Below are 17,440 nucleotides of genomic sequence, written 5' to 3'. Positions count from 1 at the left end.
CAAATATTAAAATAATTCGTTTTTATTTTGTATTTTTGCAAACATTTCAGAGAAGAAAGGTATTAATATAATTAATGAGACAGCTCAAAATTACACAATCGATTACCAATCGTGAGTCACAGTCGTTAGACAAGTACTTACACGAAATTGGTAAAGTAGACTTAATTACAGCAGAAGAAGAAGTTGAATTAGCACAACGTATTCGCGAAGGTGACCAAGTTGCCTTGGAGAAATTGACTAAAACCAACTTGCGTTTCGTCGTATCTGTAGCAAAACAATATCAGAATCAAGGATTAACCTTAGGTGATTTAATCAACGAAGGTAACTTGGGCTTAATAAAAGCAGCTAAGCGTTTTGACGAAACAAAAGGTTTTAAATTTATCTCGTATGCGGTATGGTGGATTCGTCAATCAATCCTTCAAGCTATTGCAGAGCAATCTCGTATTGTGCGTTTACCTTTGAACCAGGTCGGTTCATTAAGTAAAATTAGTAAAGCATTCTCTAAATTAGAACAAGAGTATGAACGCGAGCCTTCACCAGAAGAATTAGCAGACATCCTTGAAACAACAGTCGATAAAGTTTCGGATACATTAAGTAACTCTGGAAGACATGTCTCTATGGACGCACCATTCGTGCAAGGGGAAGAAAATACCCTATTAGACGTATTAGAGAATCATGATCCAGATACAGATAGTTCCCTTATCGATGAATCTTTATCTGAGGAAATCAGACGTTCACTGTCAACGCTGACAGAGCGTGAAAGAGAAATAATTGTATTATTTTTCGGACTTGGATCAAACCACCAGTTATCCTTAGAAGAAATCGGTGAAAAATTCAATCTTACCCGCGAACGTGTCCGCCAGATCAAAGACAAAGCTTTACAACGCTTACGTCATACATCTCGTAGCAAGATCTTAAAATCTTATTTAGGTTAATAGTATTAACAGTATTTCTTAGATGCGCAGCCAAAAACTGCGCATTTTTTGTTCTATTAGACTAACACAGTCATTGCTACTCACTGTAAACGTACTGAACACCATCATTTAATTATATCCTATTTACTTATTTCTTTGACCAGGTGCAAATGGTTTCGCAGATTTGGCTCCAACAGCTTTCTTGGCTTGTCCGGGAGGTACTTTACCGCTATTTCCAGCGGTTCTTGTCGTGTAACAAGAAGTCAAAAATACCATACAAATAAGGGGCAATACTAAACAAATCTTTCTCATAATAATTACGTTTTATTATAAAAGACTAATAACGTGCCAAATATACTTTTGCAGACATCCCAGCCCATAGAACACGATATAGTAATTTAAAAAATTATCCGATTAAAGATAATTCTCCCAACTTTTTAAATTGATCGATATGATCAAATTCATATTGCATTATTTTACTTGCTATTATTTATAAATTCTTTAAGAAATAGATAGCATATATAACTGAAATCAGGGATTTTGAAAATTATAAATTAGCACGATCTTTATAAAATATAAAACAGACAATTTTAACAATAAAAGCAAATATGCAACAAGCAGTTATCCTTTTTATAGTATCTATTTTTTTATACAGTTGTTCAAAGGAAACTACCGCATCTAAGATAATAACCATTAAAAAAGATTGGTCTGTATTAGACCTTGAATTTGAGAAATCCACAATTGAAGATTTTATTGTATTTGCATCATCAAAAAACATAGAATTTGAAAGAGATTCTTTATTCTCTTATAGTGAATACGATAGTATAGAATTTTCTAAAGATGACGATTATGAACAGAAAATTTGTTTTACAAATGAACAGCTTGGTTTAAAATTTATTTTCTCTCAACAAAATGAAGATGAGGATAAGCAGAATGCTAATCATACTTTCGAAAAATATGAAATTTCAAATTTTTCAAAAGTTAAATTTGCAAATGGCCTATTACCAAAATTTCCATCAAAGGAACGTGATCGAATTTTCGTCAAAGATTCTTTATTAAACAGCATAGATTTGTATGAGGCCTACAGCAAGAATAATTACATTACTGCAGGAGTACAAAAAATAAATGACTCTATTTCTGAACTAAAAATAATTATTGGATCACAAAAAATAAATTAAACGAATAAAAACAGGAAAGAATCAAACCTAATTTTGTTCTTTAAAACCATTCATAAAGTTGCTATTTTCTTTATTTATAATTTCATCATCAAGAGCAGTAATCGTATGTATTGGAAAAGATATAAAAACAATCGTCCCAACATTACTGATGTTTTCAAAATAAATTTTACCTCCTACCCGTTGGAGAAGATCCTTACATAATGAAACCCCAAGTCCTGCCCCTGTACCATTAACAGCTTTTCTATGATCCCAACTGTTTCTATTATTAAGCTTTTCAACAGTCGATTCTGGCATATTTATCCCTTCATTTTCTATATATAACAACAATTCATCTCCTTTGATCTCCGAAACCCCTAAAGTAATTTTACCGGCATATTTACAAAACTTGACGGCATTACTAACAATGTTCCTAATGACAAAAGAAAATATATCCCTGCTCATATACAAATAAACTTCTTTAGGAAGACTCTCTTCTAAAGAAATATTATTTGACATTAAATCTTTTTGAAATAACAACAAGACATGCTGAATCTGTTGAGAAATATTAAACGTTTCCTTGTTTTCTAAGTTATCACGGAGCTGAGATTCTGCCCATAAAAGCACCTCATCCAACATATTTTGTGAATGAGAGAGTTCTGATCCTAATTGCATTAAAACTTGTTCCATATCAAGTTTTGACATAAGCGATAAGTCAACGGCATTCAACAACATACTCATTGAAATAAAAGGAGTTCTTAAATCGTGTGAAGCAATTGACAATACCTTGATCTTAAAAAGTTCGGAAGCCTTCAATTCTTCATTATACTTTTTAATTTGATCAGCCTGCTCTTCAAGTGCTATATTAGTACCTAAAAGTTTGACTTTTTCCCGCTTTAAAATGCGATTTTTCCGAATCAATTCATAGAGTAAAAATCCGATAATAATTTTACTCACAATAATCCCGGTTATCAGAATTGTAATAATTGTTTGATTTTCCATAATTTCTCACACCCTAATATCTTTCATGATCAAATAATTGATCAATAAAAATACCATTTCATGAAGCACTTTTACAAAAGATAGATGTTTTGTGGTTTTTTTAAAAAATCTAAAAATACCTAACAAGTAAATATAAGTATTTTTGAGTTCCAAGTATGTTTCAATATCTATAACAATTTCTTAAATAGCATGAATTCAATAAAAAATACGAAAGGTCTTCTGTATTTATACAGAAGACCTTTGAGATGGTACATTAATAAATTCGAGTTCTCGACAGTAATTACTTTTTTTAAAGTACTATAATGAATATTTATTTTTACTATCGCCAAACATATGATAAGACTTCATATTATTCTAGAGTAGGATTAAAAGTTCCACCCCAATCTTTATTCTGTGATATTTTAGGATTTTTATCAATCACAGATTGAGCTAATGGAAAAAAGTAATAAGTATCGGGTACAAGATTTACTTTATTTCCCGTATTTGGAACTTGTAAAACACTGTATTTAAACTGATTTTCCTTAAGCTGATAAGTTTTGGCAAGATTTGCGGCCTCATCCAAATCCATTTCAGCTCCATTACTAAGAATAGCAATAGCCTCTACACCATATTTGGTCGTATTATTAAGTATATTCAATTTTCGAGTTCTTCTCAGATCCCAGAAACGGTGTCCTTCAAAACAAAACTCAATATTCCGTTCTGCCAAAATTGCATCTCTCATCTGAGTACGGTCAATAGCGGTAATACCGTAATTTCCGTCACTTCCTGCTTCAATACCTGCACGCATCCTGATCTGTTTTAGAATTGTTAATGCGGTATTAAAATCCCCGGTTTCGTTTGCAGTTTCAGCATAGTTGATCATAACCTCCGCAAATCTCATCAGTACAAAATCCACATCATATTGAGTTTCTACTTCTGTTTGCTTCAGCGATAACTTTGAATTTTTAAGTATAAAAAATCCACTATATCGATTCAGATTTTCTGATGGTGTTTTAGCCTTAGGATTAATACCAAAGTTATCCAGATCTGCGGCTATACCCACAGAGGTATATTGACGTTTCCCTGATTTCCCAGAAACTTCGTAAATCTTGCCATTCCATACAATAGATTTGTCGAACCGAGGATCTCTATTTTCCCAATAAGATTGTAAAAACTGCTCATTCGTTTTAAAATACTTACCTGTCGGATCTGAGAAAGCCTTACCATCTTTCATGGGAAATGACTTGACAAAATCCCATGTTGGAACTGCACCTGCTGCGCCTCTACTTTCAGAACCCGGACGCACTCCATTATCCCAACTCGCCACTTTATTCGGATACGAATTGATTACAGCAAAAACAACTTCAAATCCCTTCTCCTGCAAAGCAATGTTAGCATAGTCTGGAGTCAAATTATATCCATCAGCCTTTAACTTATCATAGGCAGCTTTATTTGCAGCATGCGCTTCTGCCCAATACACATTATTATAAGGGTTAGTTGGATTAAATTGAGGGGAAGCCTTGTACAATAAAACCTTAGCTTTAAAAGATAGTGCAAAATTCCCATCGATTCTACCATAATCTCCTGAACTTTTGGCAATCATAGGCGGCAATAAGGCAATTGCTTGATCTAGATCTTTTATCATTAAATCAAAACATTCCTTCGTTGTGTTACGAGGTGTTTCTAAATCATCTTTCTCCAAATCCTGCGGTACAGTAATATAGGGTACACCACCATGATATCGAACCATATTAAAATACATATATGCTCTCATAAATAAAGCTTGCCCAAGAACAGCATTTTTTACATCTGCATTTAATCCTGCACTTTCGGTTACTTTTTGAATTGCAGTATTAATTCTACGGATAGTGGTATAATCCCAAGATTTATAAGCGGCATTGTTAACAGTGATGGCATCCAAAGGAAAAGATATGCCCATTAACTGCTCTGAATTGGCATCCGCTGAAGCATTCCAATTTCCAAACATGGGATAAAGATTCGTTATATAGGCATTCACAAGATTCGGATCGTTCCATACCTTGCTTTCGTCAAGTGAATTAAGATCTTCAATATCTAACACATTTTTACAAGACGCTACTGTAACTAAAAGTGTTATTAGGGTATAAAATATCGTTTTCATAGTTTTTTCAATTAAAATTTAACATCCAAACCCAAGGTAAATGTTTTCATAACAGGATAGGAATCATACATTTTCTGTTCCGGGTCATGAAACTCGGTCATAGGAGAAAGCACAAATAGGTTTGTTCCATTAAAGAATACATTCACACTGTTTATTTTCATCGACTTTGTAATTGACTGCGGTAAACTATAGGATATATTTAAATCTCTTAGGCGCAAATATGCACCATTACGAATCCAAAAACTCGAAGCACCTGTTCCCGACTCCTGCCAGTTGGAACCCACTACTCTCGGATAATCTGCCTGTGGATTATCTGCTGTCCAAACATCGCCTGCCCAGATAGGATAATACGGTCGAAAAGTACCGCCATGCTGACGAATTCCCCCACCTTCCAAATTACTTATAACACGATCATATGCCATTACACCTTGCAATAAAGCTGAAACAGAAAAACCTTTCCAGTTTGCATTTAGCCCAAAACCGTAATTGATGCGTGGAGTATTATTTTCGGAAAGCAACGTCAGATCATTATCATCGATCTTACCATCTGGGCTTTCAGAATAATTAGCTCCACGAATATCTTTGTACAAAATCATACCTAAATATGGATCACGACCATATGTTTTAAACCCACTGCTCTTCAGTGCATCTAATTGCTCCTGTGTTCTAACAAGATCTACAGCTTCAAAGCCGATGATTCGATTTTCAGGTCTTCCTATTCGAGATTCGAAATTGCGCGTTCCCCCAACAGCAAATGCAGGCTCTTCATCATAGACATCCCAACGATCTTTTGCATACCCCATATTAGCTGTGATTCCATAACCTACTTCACCCACACGATCATTCCAATTAACAGATACCTCTCCACCTTTATAACTTCGAGCAGCATAGTTTTCCGGAGCCAATGACCGTCCATAATTATCAGGAATTTTCAAAGTACGCCGTCCTAAAATATCTGTTTCCTTACGATTAAACACATCTATTGAGCCACTTAGTTTATTATTTACAAAACCAAAATCCAAACCGATATTAACACTTTTGGATGTCGTCCAAGTCAGGTTCTGTGTAGGTGTATCACCATAGGCAATACCATTATAATAACGATCACCAAACATGTAGCCACCTGAAGGCCTATATTTTTCCTGATACAAAAATTGCCCGATCCTTTGCGCATTAACATCAAGATCATTCCCTGTTGTTCCATATGAAGCTCTTAACTTTAGATCACTCACCGTATTTTTAATATCTAAGAAAAAATGTTCTTCCGACACACGCCAAGCAGCTGACATGGATGGAAAAAATCCCCACCGTTTATCGCCGGGGAATAAGGGCGAACCATCATATCTAAATGAAAATTCAGCGATATATTTATCTGCGTAGTTATAATTTGCACGTCCGATAAATCCCCTTCTAGAATTAATAGTTTCATACGCATCAGTAGCTCTAAAATTACGATCAGTCGGGTAAATAAACATTTGATCAATACTAACAATTGGATTTTCAGCACGGGATGTTACATAGGTTCCACCAGCTTTAAATTGTTCATAGACCAACAACGCATCAATGGCATGTTTATTAAATTTACGGTTATAATTCAAAAACCAGTTGACCTGATATTCCCACTCCCGCTGAGGAGAATAATCCATAAAAGGCTGTGCTTGACTAAAAGTAAAAATATTCACTTTGTCTTCGGAAGGTGGTGCAGGTATAAACCTATTTCCATCCGGATTCAGAGAAGTAAATGTATAGTTCTTTTGGAAGGTCATAAACCTTTTACGCATATAATCTTCAGCGAGATAGCTACCTACAACTTTTGTCGACAAGCCCTCTATGAGTTTATCCAACTTATAATTCAACGTCATGATTGGGTTTACCTGACGAACTTTACGATCGATATATCGATTCCCAACTACTTGGTCAATCACATTCCAGGCTTGCCAGCTCCCCATGGGTGTCTGAACAGGATATGCTGTTGGAGAATTACTTGGAGATCCATCTGCATTTAAATAAAACGGATACATTTTAGGCCAATTGAATGTTACGCGATAAAAATCTGACACATCAAAATCATCATCATTAGCGGAAGTACTAAATGGCCAATAAAAACGTTTGGAATTGATTTGATTGGCCGAGATATTAACATCAATCGTAAAATCATCCGTAATCTTGGCACTCACATTACTCCTTAAATTGAATTTTTCATGATCCAATGATTTGTAAGATCCATTTTCTTTACGATAACTGACTAAATTATAATAAGTAATTCGGTCTCCACCACCCGACACCGAGATCGATTGTCGGTGACTAAAAGGGTTTCTCCAGATATTATCATTAACACTATAGTCCTTATCCTTGAAATAATCAAACTCAGCCTGTCCATTAGGTGCTACCCATGGTTCTGTTCTAGAGCCATTTTCCCAAAGAAATTGAGATACCCGATTTTGATAAGTCAGTTCATCAGCCGCAGTCGTAATATCTGCTAGAAGCGTTTGAGTAGGAGCACCAAAACTATAATTACTTTGCACATTAAATACAGGCTCCTGAGCTGATCCCTTTTTAGTTGTGACAACCACAACACCGTTACCCGCTCTTGTCCCGTAGACCGCAGCTGTTGCGGCATCTTTCAAAAAACTCATCTGATCCACTTCATTGGCTTCCAAAGCATCGAATGCCGCTTTATCCCGTACAATTCCGTCAATCACATACAAAGGTTCTGCAAAACTACCACGAATGCGTAGACTTGAGGAAGCTCCCGCCATACCCGAAGTATTCGTAACATTTATACCTGCGGCACGTCCAGCTAAGGCATTAGAAAGGTTAGAAGGCGAAATATTCTTTAATTGTTCGGCATTGACCGAAGCCACTGAACCCGTAATATTTGCTTTTTTTTGCTTTCCATAACCAACTACTACAACCTCTTCTAAACTTTCCTGTTCTTGCTCTAGAGCAACAGTAATAGCAACTTTATCTTTTGAATCAATATTATAGTTACTAAGTACTTTGGTCTTGAAGCCTACAAAACTGATTTTAATTTCGTATCCCTGCCCCTCTGGAATACGGTCAAACGAAAAAGTTCCTGCTGCATTCGTCGTATTCATCTGTTTATACTTCGTAGACAGATTTTCAATACTTACAGTAGCGCCACTGATGGGATTATTACTTCCATCCCTGACAACTCCACTTACAGAAGCTGTTGACTGCCCGTACCCCACATGAAATCCCATACTCAGTAATCCCAACATTCCGAGTCGAAGGGGCCAGTTAGTACGTGGACTTTTAAATCGAAGTAGCAGCACAGTTTGAAACTGATGCTTTTTAGATAAAAAGTTGCTCATAATTTGTTTGGTTTAATTGTTTATTATTGTGGATTGTTGTAGTTTATACCGGCATGATGTAGGTAGTTAATTTCTCTGATAATTTCTTCAAAGACATTTGTTTTATTCGTAAAAGTTCCGCTGTAAAATTTATTACTGATCAATGATTTATCGTATTGCAACTTGATGTCATAGTTTTGCATCAGAATTGTCAAAACATCCTCTAGGGCTATATTTTTAAACTGGATGATCTGGTTATTTTGAAGAAAATGACCACCTCGATCTGTTCCTATTGTATGAGTCTTTATCTCTTCGACAACCTTTAATTCACGATGATCCAAGGTAATCTCTTCGTGTGGCAAAAAGGTCCGCACTAATTCTTTCCCTCTCTGGTGATCCACAGCTTTCACCTCTATTTTACCTTCCATCAATTTGATCTGCGTTTGAGTAGATCGCAATTCATCAACACTAAAAACCGTTCCTAAAGCTGTAGTGACTACACCGGTGGAATGTACACGAAATGGCTTTGATTTATCTTTGGCAACCTCAAATTTTGCTTTCCCCTTCAGGTACAGCACTCTCTCCTGCTGGATACTAAAATCTTCAGCATATTTGATTTCAGACTGCGGATAAAGTGTAATAACAGATCCGTCACTAGCCGTTAATAACATATTGTCATTGCCTGAATTTATGTAATATAGATTACTTATCTCTTCAGTCTGATCTTCAATAGCAGCTATTTTCCTAACCTCTGGCGCAGGCTGATTTAAAAATGGATTTAAGCTCACATAAAAGCCAAGAATAAAAACAATTACAGCAGCCGCAGCAGATACAATGCGAACTAATTTCCTGTTATATTTTAAAACATTTTGCTTTTTAGCAAAAGCGAATACTTTATCCTTGATTTCCTGCTGATTGGGATAATCTAAATTTTCGTCGGTAAGATCCCATTCTTCTTTAGACAATAGCTGATCAAGAGATTCTCCCAAATGTGCTATGTAATCTTCCAGATAAGCAGCCTCTTCAGCTGAACATTGATTCTTTAGGTATCGATTGATAAGTTCTCTCGTAATCTTCATATAATAAGAATACGGTAGAAACGTCACTTACCCCCAAGCCGATTTTTAAAAAAATAGATGAACGATAAATACAAACATCTTTTTCAAAACTTTTAATGCCAAAGCGATATGATTTTCAACGGTTTTGGGTGTAATCGACAATCTTTCTGCGATCTCTTTATAAGTCAAATTTTCGAACCTGCTCATCATGAACACCTTTCTTCTAGATTCTGGCATTCTTGACACGATGTCCGCATACCGTTCATTCAGTTCCTTTAAGCGATATAACTCTGACGGTGTGGGAACTTGATCAGTTTCAACTTTTATATGCAATAGATCCTGCCTCTTCCTTTCTTCTTTCACAATATCCAAAAGTGTGGTACGAGCGATGCAAAATAGTTGAGCTTCTATTTCTACATGCACTTTCTTTTGAAAAATATTATTCCAAAGCTTGATAAATACACGTTGTACAGTTTCTTCGGCAATATAAGTGGAAGAAGTCTTGCTTAAAGCATATTGATAGACTTTTCGGTTCCATTTTTCATAAATACGCTCAAATTCTGCGGTAGAGATCAAGGTTTGGTTAGACATATCTAAGGTTAGTGCCGAAACTAAGATAGCTATTAATACCAATTATTCATAATTATGTTACAATTGATTAAAAACAAATAAAATCATACACTAAACAGAGTTACAAGGGCTAGTAAATTTTATTTAAACCATTATTTAAAGAATTTAAAACCATAAAACATCTAAATGAATCAATTTAATCGCCTTTTAGAATAAAATAAAGATCAATAATTGAATATATATGTATCCATAGAAAAAAATATTCAAATTACATTTTCAATAACAAAGAAACGTAAACATATACTTACGAATTTTTAAAAAGTATCGATTGAAAAGGAAATTGATAGTAGTAGTGACATTTAACTTAATGAAATCATTGTAGATACTGGCAAATTTACTTAAGTTTATATAAAATATATGTTATGAAAATAGCCTTCTTTTCAACCAAGCCATACGATCGAGAATTCTTCGAAAAAGAAAATGAAAAATATGGTTTTGAACTTCATTTTTTTGAAACACATCTAGGACCTCATATCGTAAATGCAATTGAAAATGAAGATGCAGTATGCGTTTTTGTAAATGACAAACTAAATAGAAATGTCATTGAAACTCTTGCAAAAAAAGGAGTTAAGTACATTGCTTTAAGATGCGCGGGATTCAATAATGTTGATTTACAAGCTGCTAAAGATTTTGATATTCAAGTTTGCCGTGTCCCCGCTTATTCACCAGAAGCTGTAGCAGAACACGCAATGGCTATGCTATTGACCTTAAACAGAAAAACTCATAAGGCTTATAATCGTGTGCGTGAACAAAACTTTGCATTAAACGGTTTATTGGGATTCAATCTCTACCAAAAGAAAATTGGTGTGGTCGGAACCGGTAAAATAGGAAAGGCATTTGTTAAAATAGCGCTGGGATTCGGAGCTGAGGTTATTGCGTATGATTTATACCCTGATGAAACGTTGATTAACCTAGGTGTAAAATATGTCGCATTGGAAACACTCTTTATGGAATCTGATATCATATCGCTGCACTGCCCTCTTACAGCTGACAACCATTATCTAATTAACAAAGAATCTATTGATAAAATGAAATATGGTGTCACAATAATCAATACTAGCAGAGGTAATCTGATTAATACCAATGATGCAATACAAGCATTAAAAACTAAAAAGATAGGCCTACTTGGTATTGATGTATATGAGCAGGAAGAGAAACTTTTCTTTAAAGATTTATCGGCAACAATTATTGACGATGACACCATTCAATTGTTATTGAGCTTCCCTAATGTTTTGGTTACTGCCCATCAGGCTTTTTTCACAGAGGAAGCATTAGAACAAATATCTCAAAGAACACTGAAAAGTATTGATGATTTGATAAAAAAAGGAACAACTGATCCAGAAGTATTACTATAATTGATTAGCTCCTGTAAAAAAATCCCAAGCCGCTTTAGCTATATCTGAAATAATACGTTCGTTCGTTTCCTGATTTTCTTTCGAATGGGTAACAAAGACACTGATCACAAAGTACTCACCGTTTGGAAGTAAAACAACTCCAACATCATTGAGTGCAGCCGTTATTCCAGTTTTCTTATTAGTTCCAGATGAGCCAGTCTTGTGTGCTACAACTGTTTGATCAGGAAGTTGTCCTTTCAATTGTTTAAGACCTGTATTAGTAGACTTCATGGTTGTCCACAAAAAATCATACATCGGCATCGAAAGCAAATTATTCTTATTCACATAATAGGTCTGTAAAATTCGATTCATTTCTTTGGGTGTTGACCAGTTCAAAAACTGTTTATCCCAATTACTTTGCATCGTCTTTTCATTAATTTTAATCGATATATCCTTAAATCCTTTTTTTGCGAAATAGCTTTCTACAACCTGAGGTCCGCCGAGAAGTTTTAAAAGAACATCACACCCTACATTGTCACTTAAAGTGATTGTATATTCCAGAATTTCCTTTATCGTAAGCGTTGTTCCGGTAGGATATTTTTCCCGAATTGGACTCCAAATTTCTGGTGTAAGATCACGCTTTGTAATTTCTATCTTTTGATCAAGTTTAAAATTACCCTTATCGATTTCTGTTAACATGACAATCGCCAATGGAAATTTAAAAACACTTTGCATAGGAAGTCGTCTATCGGCATTTACACCCAATGTATCACTATGATTAATGCCGTTTATTGCTACACCAACAACAGCATCTTTGTTCTGCATGATCTGCTGAATATTTTTTCTTAACCCCTCTATACTTTGTGCATGAGCAGTTATAGTAAATAGTAATGAAAAGAATACAATTTGTAAGAGTTTTCCCATGAGATTTAAATCATTTATGTTCTGATATTTTAGGAAGAATAGATAACAGTTAACCTATCTATATATCTTCATTCATTTTGATTGCTTACTATTGATAATAGTAAGCAATCACAGTCGGTCGACCAACTGTAAAGTTAAAATTATTTTTTACTAATCACTGTTAACATCAAGTCAGGTTATTAAAAAAATAAGCCGTCTACACGAATGCAAACGGCTTTACTTATTATATATTGAGTTAGCTTCAATAAAATAAAGAAACAACCATCATTTACAACAATCTAATATACAAATAATTAACAAACTCATCGCAAAATTTTCTCCATTTTTTTCCCTTTTGCTAATTCATCTATGATCTTATCGAGATACCTAGCTTTCTGTGTTAAAGGATTTTTAATTTCCTCTACACGATAACCACAGATTACACCAGTAATAAGACTGGCATTAACATTAAGATTTGCATTTTCAAAGAATGTTTCAAAATTTACTTTTTGATCAATTTGATCCTGCAACTGTTGTTCATCAAAACCGGTTAACCATTTTATAACCTGATGCAGCTCCTCTTTTGTTCTACCTTTCTTTTCAACTTTTTCGAGATAATGAGGATAAACCGATGCAAATATCATTTTTGCTATTCGTTCATCATGTCCAGCGGTACTTTTCATACTATTATTTTATTTGACGATGCTATTCCAGATCCCCTATTGGTTCCCAGAGTTCAATGATATTACCTTCAGGATCTAATACATGAATAAATTTTCCATAATCATACTCCGAAATTTCATCTACGATAGTGACATTATCTTTTTTTAATTCCTCAACCAACGCAACAAGGTTTTCGACGCGGTAATTGATCATAAAGGGCTTTACAGAAGGATTAAAGTATTCAGAATCACGAGGAAATGTACACCATGCTGTTGCCCCCTTAACCGATGGGTTATCAAGGTCGCGCCATTTAAAAGTTGCGCCATATTCACCAGCTTCCAAACCTAGATTCTTGGCATACCAGTCGTTCATCTTTTGAGGATCCTCGCATTTAAAAAACACACCTCCAAGCCCAGTTACTTTTTTCATATTTAGGATTTCAATTAGGAATAAAATTCAAGAAATTATCGCTCATTTTATTAGAATAAATATACAAAAAAATAGGTCCAATAATATGTTTCGTACTATTTCTTTACTCAGATTGATCTCCGTAATTTATTGCAAGTTGCATACTGCTAGCTCATATTCGTAATTATAAACATTTTTCCATTCTTAAAATATATCCAATAAGTTCTATACTTCAATTTTGAGCAATATCAAGATGAGAACCCAGAAGTTTTATTTAATGCTATCACCAACTATAACCACTTGTTGGAAGAGAATCATTTTTTTAAGAAAAATGAATTTTTACAAATTATGTTAACGCTACAAGAGAATAACTTCAACAATTTCAAACTAAATATTATAGGGAGGCTTCATATTTGCATGCTTCCTCTATCAATCGTTCTATATCGTTTCCACATATAAATGACTGTAAATGTTTAAATTTCACCTCATCCCAATCATAAATTTTTAAATCACGCAATGCAATAATCGTATCCGATTGAAACCTAAACTTAATATGCTTTGCCGGATTTCCAGCAACAACACTATAGGGCGCAACATCTTTTGTAACAACAGCTCCTGAAGCAATAATAGCGCCCTCTCCAATCTGAATACCCGGAAGAATCATGGCACGCATCCCTATCCAAACACCATCACCAATTATAGTATCTCCTTTACTTTGATACGATTCTACGATAGACTCAACAAAAGGATATAAACTAAACCAATCAGAACGATGCGTATTATTTCCCCCCATCAATATTACAGCTTCAGCCGCAATACACACATACGAACCAATATATAACTGATCTATAACCCAGGCAGGTTCCCATTGATTTAAACTGTACACATCTCCATACAAATAACGAACAACACATTCTTCAAAATTTCCTGTCCAAGCGTTACTGTAATAACTTGTATTGCCCTTAATATGAATATTGGGATTGGTATGAGTTTCGTGCAAATATTCAACACGGGACCAATGCTTAATCTGATCTTGTTTTGTACTCATTCTAGAATCTTTTTATGCAATTTATAAAATATTCTCAAATAGGGTACGATATGAATGTGATATAGGAAGTAGTTCTCAAAAAAAGGAGTATCAGAAATGATACACCTTTTAAAGAAATATATTAAATTTTATCCTGCTAAAGCTGCTTTGACAACAGTAGTCAGCGAAGTTGTTGGACGACCGATCAAAGTAGATAACTGTTTTTCATCATCATACAAATCACCATTTGCAGCTCCTTTATCAAAACTTGCGATAGCAGTTGCTAATCCTTCAGGTAAACCTGCTTCTATTAAAGCTTTCGCATAATCTGACTCACTTAAATTTTTATATGGAATAACTTTCCCTGTTTGATTTGAAATCTCTTCAGCCAACTCAGCTAAGGTGTAAGCATAGTCACCTGCTAGCTCGTATATCTTATTTTGTTGATCTGCACTTGTTAAAACAACTGCTGCCGCTTCAGCATAATCAGCTCTCGCTGCAGATGCTATTTTCCCCTCTCCTGCACTACCAAATAATGCACCATTTTGTAAGGCTGTAGGAACAGAAGCGGTATAATTTTCAGTATACCAACCATTACGCAAAATAGTAAAAGGCACACCCGATGATTTTAGAATTTCCTCCGTTAATAGATGTTCATTTGCCAATACCAATGAAGATGTATCAGCATGTAAAAGGCTGGTATATACAATCCATTCTACTCCCGCCTCTTTTGCAGCCTTGATAACGTTTTCATGTTGCGCCTGACGCTGTCCAATTTCATTTCCTGATATCAATAATAAATGATTAATTCCTTTCAATGACTCGACCAAAGTATCCGGTTTATTATAATCAAATAAGCGTGCTTCGACACCTAAGTCACCAGCTTTTTGAGTGTCACGCGCTAATGCAACTAAATTGCTGTTTGCAGTTCTTTCTTTTAATTTTTCCACTACCAGACGTCCTAGATGTCCAGTTGCACCTGTTATTCCTATTTTCATAAATTCTATATTGTAATAAATTTTGTTACATTTAAAAGCAAAAAAAACTAACGAAATTTCTTCGCGAAATTTTCCAATGTCAGCCCTTTTAACGAATTAATCACCAATTGATCGGTATCAGAATAGAGCTGATCTAACTCCTTATTAATCTGTTTACCGACTGGACATTGCGGATTCGTATTCAAATTCTTTTTACCTAGCACTTCAGTATTCTTCACTGCCACATAGATATCTGCCAATGAAATTTGGCTACTCGGCTTATTTAACCGAGAACCTCCCTCTTTGCCCTTACGTCCTATGACAAAACCTGCATCTTGCAATGCACTTAGTTCTTTCCGCACCATCGCAGCATTCGTGTTAATACTACCTGCAATCCAATCCGAGTTCACCCAATTTTCTCCACTATCAGCCAGCAATGTTAATATATGTATAGCTGTTGAAAATCTTGTATTATTCATATCGTCAACAAAGTTAGGAATATTTTTTATATTGTAACAAATTTTATTACAATTGAATTTAAAATGACAATTCCCTTGAAAAAATCATAAAAATAGCATGAGCTCCACAACAAGACTTAAGTCTAGATTATCGTAATGAAATATGATTAGAGATAACCCGTTGTGCATTTTAAATAGTGCTAATTTTTAAATTATTGATATTGCTCTTAAAACTCCCAATATTCTTTCGTAATTTGCGAATAGGTTATTCATTCTAAATCGTTTTGTCGTAAAAACAATTTACTGATTATCAGAGTAATGAACAACTTATTTATAGCCCTAAATCATAATGCACAACGGGTTTCTTTAATTTATTAAATCTGTTTCAAAGGTCGTACCTCCAGTTTACATTCACCCTGGAATAATGACACCTGATACCGCTCAAACCTTTATCTTACCCAAGTGCATACTGTCTGTATTACCACCACCATAGCTCTCTACAAAAAATATAAACACTTCATAAGTCACTTCCTTTTTATGTTTCGGGATTTTAACATTTTGTTTGCCAGATATTAAGCAGTCTTTCGAGTCGTTCATCAAAAGTGGATATTCAACCCCATTATCTTCTGCATTATACAGGATTAAAAAGGAATCGTAAGACCTGGTGTTAAACTTCTTCTCCAGATAGACATCATATTCCCAATTAACCCGAATCACTTGATTTTCTTGATCGAAATCCATCGTGTAGGAAGTGATGGGATTCGGGCTTCCTTTGGCAATCATAAATTTCTGCCAGTCAACTACAAAATCATCTTCTTTCTGAATAAGTGCTTCGTTCAAATTATAAGACATCGCCACATCATATGCCCGCTTAGGATAGCTGTATGCCTTATAACCAATATTGATAACGGAATTTAACATACTAATATGCGACCTCACAATTTTGAAGCGTGTTCTACTGAGCAGTTGCTCAGGTGTAGCTTCCCGTTTTTTAACGCGAGGGAGAGAACGCACATAATTTCCTGTTTTCGTTAAGACAAACACAACAGAACCTGCTTTCCCGGAAACAGTCCCATTAACGCCATTTTTGATGATTGCCATAATTACATGATTAGTTTATAGATATTTAAGATAAACATTAAAACGGAAACATCCTAATACCAGATTTTAATTAATAGCAATTTTTAATCAATTTTTAGACAGTAATCAGTCAATATTGATACAGTCTACACTGAGTGATCACTGAGCAAGCACTGAACAAACACTGAACAAATAATGTTAAAAGGTATAATTTGGTAATCATCTGATCTTCGTTTGCTGCATCTAAAAATTAAAGAGGGGAACCTCCATTTTTGTAACAAAAATATTCTGGCTGAAACTCATTGCACTTAACAAAACTGATGAAATGGAAAAAATAAGCATGAGCCTGCTCCGGCTCGCATGAAAAACAGTTTTACTGATTATCAGCGTAATGAACAA

Annotated in this window: 16 protein-coding genes; 3 read left to right on the top strand and 13 right to left on the bottom strand. The window is 34.7% G+C overall.

Going from position 1 to position 17,440, the window contains the following annotated elements:
• The first annotated feature begins 74 nt into the window (after positions 1-74).
• Positions 75-935 carry an RNA polymerase sigma factor RpoD/SigA gene (locus EDF66_RS23300; protein WP_021189489.1) on the top strand — a complete coding sequence of 287 codons (861 nt, stop codon included), beginning with the start codon at positions 75-77 and terminating at the stop codon, positions 933-935.
• Between the two features lie 123 nt (positions 936-1,058).
• Here the strand turns inward: EDF66_RS23300 and EDF66_RS26175 are convergent, their stop codons facing one another.
• Positions 1,059-1,226, bottom strand: coding sequence for a hypothetical protein (locus EDF66_RS26175; protein WP_156169556.1), 168 nt, complete (start codon positions 1,224-1,226; stop codon positions 1,059-1,061).
• A gap of 296 nt (positions 1,227-1,522) precedes the next feature.
• Here EDF66_RS26175 and EDF66_RS23295 point away from each other — a divergent pair, with 296 nt between their 5' ends.
• On the top strand, positions 1,523-2,092 hold the full coding sequence (locus tag EDF66_RS23295; RefSeq protein ID WP_132845457.1) for a hypothetical protein: 570 nt from the start codon (positions 1,523-1,525) through the stop codon (positions 2,090-2,092).
• Positions 2,093-2,119: 27 nt separating this feature from the next.
• On the opposite strand, the gene EDF66_RS23290 is transcribed toward EDF66_RS23295, so the two are convergent.
• The 5 genes from EDF66_RS23290 to EDF66_RS23270 form a co-directional block, all read right to left on the bottom strand.
• A complete protein-coding gene (locus tag EDF66_RS23290) occupies positions 2,120-3,070 on the bottom strand; it encodes a sensor histidine kinase (protein WP_132845455.1) in 951 nt (316 codons plus the stop codon).
• A 349-nt stretch (positions 3,071-3,419) separates the two neighbouring features.
• The gene (locus EDF66_RS23285) at positions 3,420-5,189 is read right to left on the bottom strand and encodes a RagB/SusD family nutrient uptake outer membrane protein (RefSeq protein WP_132845454.1); all 1,770 of its coding nucleotides are present in this window, start codon (positions 5,187-5,189) and stop codon (positions 3,420-3,422) included.
• 11 nt (positions 5,190-5,200) lie between these two features.
• Positions 5,201-8,524 (bottom strand): SusC/RagA family TonB-linked outer membrane protein, encoded by a 3,324-nt coding sequence (locus EDF66_RS23280; RefSeq protein WP_132845452.1) that lies wholly within the window; start codon positions 8,522-8,524, stop codon positions 5,201-5,203.
• Between the two features lie 23 nt (positions 8,525-8,547).
• Positions 8,548-9,582: a FecR family protein gene (locus EDF66_RS23275; protein ID WP_132845450.1), complete on the bottom strand. Its 1,035-nt coding sequence runs from the start codon at positions 9,580-9,582 to the stop codon at positions 8,548-8,550.
• 45 nt (positions 9,583-9,627) lie between these two features.
• The gene (locus tag EDF66_RS23270; RefSeq protein ID WP_132845448.1) at positions 9,628-10,152 is read right to left on the bottom strand and encodes a sigma-70 family RNA polymerase sigma factor; all 525 of its coding nucleotides are present in this window, start codon (positions 10,150-10,152) and stop codon (positions 9,628-9,630) included.
• Between the two features lie 401 nt (positions 10,153-10,553).
• Between EDF66_RS23270 and EDF66_RS23265 the strand changes: the two genes are divergently transcribed.
• Positions 10,554-11,546 (top strand): 2-hydroxyacid dehydrogenase, encoded by a 993-nt coding sequence (locus EDF66_RS23265; RefSeq protein WP_021189481.1) that lies wholly within the window; start codon positions 10,554-10,556, stop codon positions 11,544-11,546.
• Here EDF66_RS23265 and bla read toward each other — a convergent pair.
• The 7 genes from bla to EDF66_RS23230 all read right to left on the bottom strand — a co-directional run bounded on the left by bla (position 11,541) and on the right by EDF66_RS23230 (position 17,062).
• A complete protein-coding gene (bla, locus tag EDF66_RS23260) occupies positions 11,541-12,449 on the bottom strand; it encodes a class A beta-lactamase, subclass A2 (protein WP_132845446.1) in 909 nt (302 codons plus the stop codon). The genes EDF66_RS23265 and bla overlap by 6 nt on opposite strands.
• 302 nt (positions 12,450-12,751) lie before the next feature.
• A complete protein-coding gene (locus EDF66_RS23255) occupies positions 12,752-13,111 on the bottom strand; it encodes a DUF2200 domain-containing protein (RefSeq protein WP_132845445.1) in 360 nt (119 codons plus the stop codon).
• Positions 13,112-13,133: 22 nt separating this feature from the next.
• A complete protein-coding gene (locus EDF66_RS23250) occupies positions 13,134-13,520 on the bottom strand; it encodes a VOC family protein (protein ID WP_132845443.1) in 387 nt (128 codons plus the stop codon).
• A 373-nt stretch (positions 13,521-13,893) separates the two neighbouring features.
• Positions 13,894-14,547: a CatB-related O-acetyltransferase gene (locus tag EDF66_RS23245; RefSeq protein ID WP_132845441.1), complete on the bottom strand. Its 654-nt coding sequence runs from the start codon at positions 14,545-14,547 to the stop codon at positions 13,894-13,896.
• A 128-nt stretch (positions 14,548-14,675) separates the two neighbouring features.
• Positions 14,676-15,524, bottom strand: a complete 849-nt coding sequence (locus EDF66_RS23240; RefSeq protein ID WP_132845439.1) for an SDR family oxidoreductase — start codon at positions 15,522-15,524, stop codon at positions 14,676-14,678.
• A 47-nt stretch (positions 15,525-15,571) separates the two neighbouring features.
• The gene (locus EDF66_RS23235) at positions 15,572-15,982 is read right to left on the bottom strand and encodes an Rrf2 family transcriptional regulator (RefSeq protein WP_021189475.1); all 411 of its coding nucleotides are present in this window, start codon (positions 15,980-15,982) and stop codon (positions 15,572-15,574) included.
• A gap of 420 nt (positions 15,983-16,402) precedes the next feature.
• Positions 16,403-17,062, bottom strand: a complete 660-nt coding sequence (locus tag EDF66_RS23230) for a DUF6266 family protein (RefSeq protein WP_132845437.1) — start codon at positions 17,060-17,062, stop codon at positions 16,403-16,405.
• Positions 17,063-17,440: the final 378 nt, after the last annotated feature.

The sequence above is a fragment of the Sphingobacterium sp. JUb20 genome (assembly GCF_004342035.1).
GTDB classification, from domain to species: Bacteria; Bacteroidota; Bacteroidia; order Sphingobacteriales; family Sphingobacteriaceae; genus Sphingobacterium; species Sphingobacterium anhuiense.
Note: the sequence above shows the minus strand (reverse complement) of the source record. Positions and strands in the feature narration are given on the sequence as shown.